The 1,171-nt window shown below is 46.5% G+C and carries 3 protein-coding genes; 1 reads left to right on the top strand and 2 read right to left on the bottom strand.

The genetic code is table 11. From position 1 onward, the window contains the following. Together ACRC27_RS03810 and ACRC27_RS03805 are read right to left on the bottom strand one after the other, a co-directional pair. Nucleotides 1-187: arsenic metallochaperone ArsD family protein (locus ACRC27_RS03810; RefSeq protein WP_438639226.1), on the bottom strand; the 187-nt coding region annotated here is incomplete at its 3' end. A gap of 162 nt (nt 188-349) precedes the next feature. Then, complete coding sequence (locus ACRC27_RS03805; protein WP_010863229.1) at nt 350-646, bottom strand: ArsR/SmtB family transcription factor; 297 nt, start codon at nt 644-646, stop codon at nt 350-352. A gap of 112 nt (nt 647-758) precedes the next feature. Between ACRC27_RS03805 and ACRC27_RS03800 the strand changes: the two genes are divergently transcribed. Beyond that, nucleotides 759-1,171, top strand: a 413-nt coding sequence (locus ACRC27_RS03800) for a permease (RefSeq protein WP_438639225.1), incomplete at its 3' end; no start/stop codon positions are given.

Here is a 1,171-nt window from a genome sequence, read left to right as displayed (position 1 = left end):
GCGCCACAGCGGGAGTTTGTGCAAAAACCATGGGCTGCTGCGCCAGATTGTAGCGGTGCAACGTTGCGCCTTGCTGTTTAAGCCACTCAACATCACCAGAGAATGTCACTAATGCCTGATCAACATCGGTACCACACACACCACTCGAACAACACAACGCAGGATCAAAGACTTGAATTTGCCGCATGATCTATTCCTTCATCAATCTCATTGAAACCAGCAAGATGGATGACAACACGAGCATTGCCCTTCATCGCGTTTGCTCTTGTCATCATCGCCAAACTCATTATTACAACTATACAAGAATAATTGAAACGATCAACGCATGAACACCTCCATCTGGATATGGCTAGTGTTGTTTACTGTTTACACAACATTCGGCACGCAAAAATTCAATGATGTCTTCCAGCACCGAGTATTGCGATACACACAGGAGGGTACGGCTCTCTCTATTTTGCTTAACCAGCCCAACCGACACCAAGGCGGCAATATGATGACTCAATGTCGACGCTGGTATGGCTAACTGTTTTTGTAATTCACCGACTGGTAACCCCTGCTCACCAGCTTTGACCAGATGTTTAAAAATGAACAACCGAGTCGGATGCCCTAATTCTTTCAATGCCTTAGCGGCCTCTTCCAGTTGCATGCACAATACCTCTGATAATATGATATTTCGATAATACCAGAAATATCTTGACCATCATTACATTTCGATTATTTTAGAATTATAGTTAATTGAGTTTGTAAGGATCTGCCCCATGCACCATTGGCTCACCATGCTCCAAGATGCCAGCCACATGTTTTTATTTTTAGCTTTCGAGCTGTCGATTCTGTTTTTGCTGATCAGTGCAGGCGTCAGCCTGATTCGGCAAAAACTGCCCGACAGCAAAATCCAATCCCTGTTGGGTGCCCAACGAGGTAAAGGCTATGCTATCTCTGCACTACTGGGCGCATTAACCCCATTTTGTAGCTGTTCAACCATCCCGATGCTACGCGGATTGCTATCCGCTAAAGCAGGGTTTGGGCCAACGTTGACGTTTCTTTTTGTCTCCCCGCTGCTGAACCCGATTATCGTGGGTTTGATTTGGGCGACCTTTGGCGGGCAAGTCACGTTACTCTACGCCAGCATCGCCACCGGCGTTTCGATATTGGCGAGCATGCTGCTCAATAA

The sequence above is a fragment of the Plesiomonas sp. genome, assembly GCF_051650925.1.
Lineage (GTDB): Bacteria > Pseudomonadota > Gammaproteobacteria > Enterobacterales > CAMTGL01 > Plesiomonas.
The sequence above is the reverse complement of the archived record's forward strand: the minus strand, read 5'-3'. Positions and strand labels throughout refer to the sequence as shown.

Bases quoted from the DNA above. Each gene is read 5' to 3' on its own strand.
- ACRC27_RS03805 (WP_010863229.1), bottom strand. From the start codon at position 646: ATGCAACTGGAAGAGGCCGCTAAGGCATTGAAAGAATTAGGGCATCCG.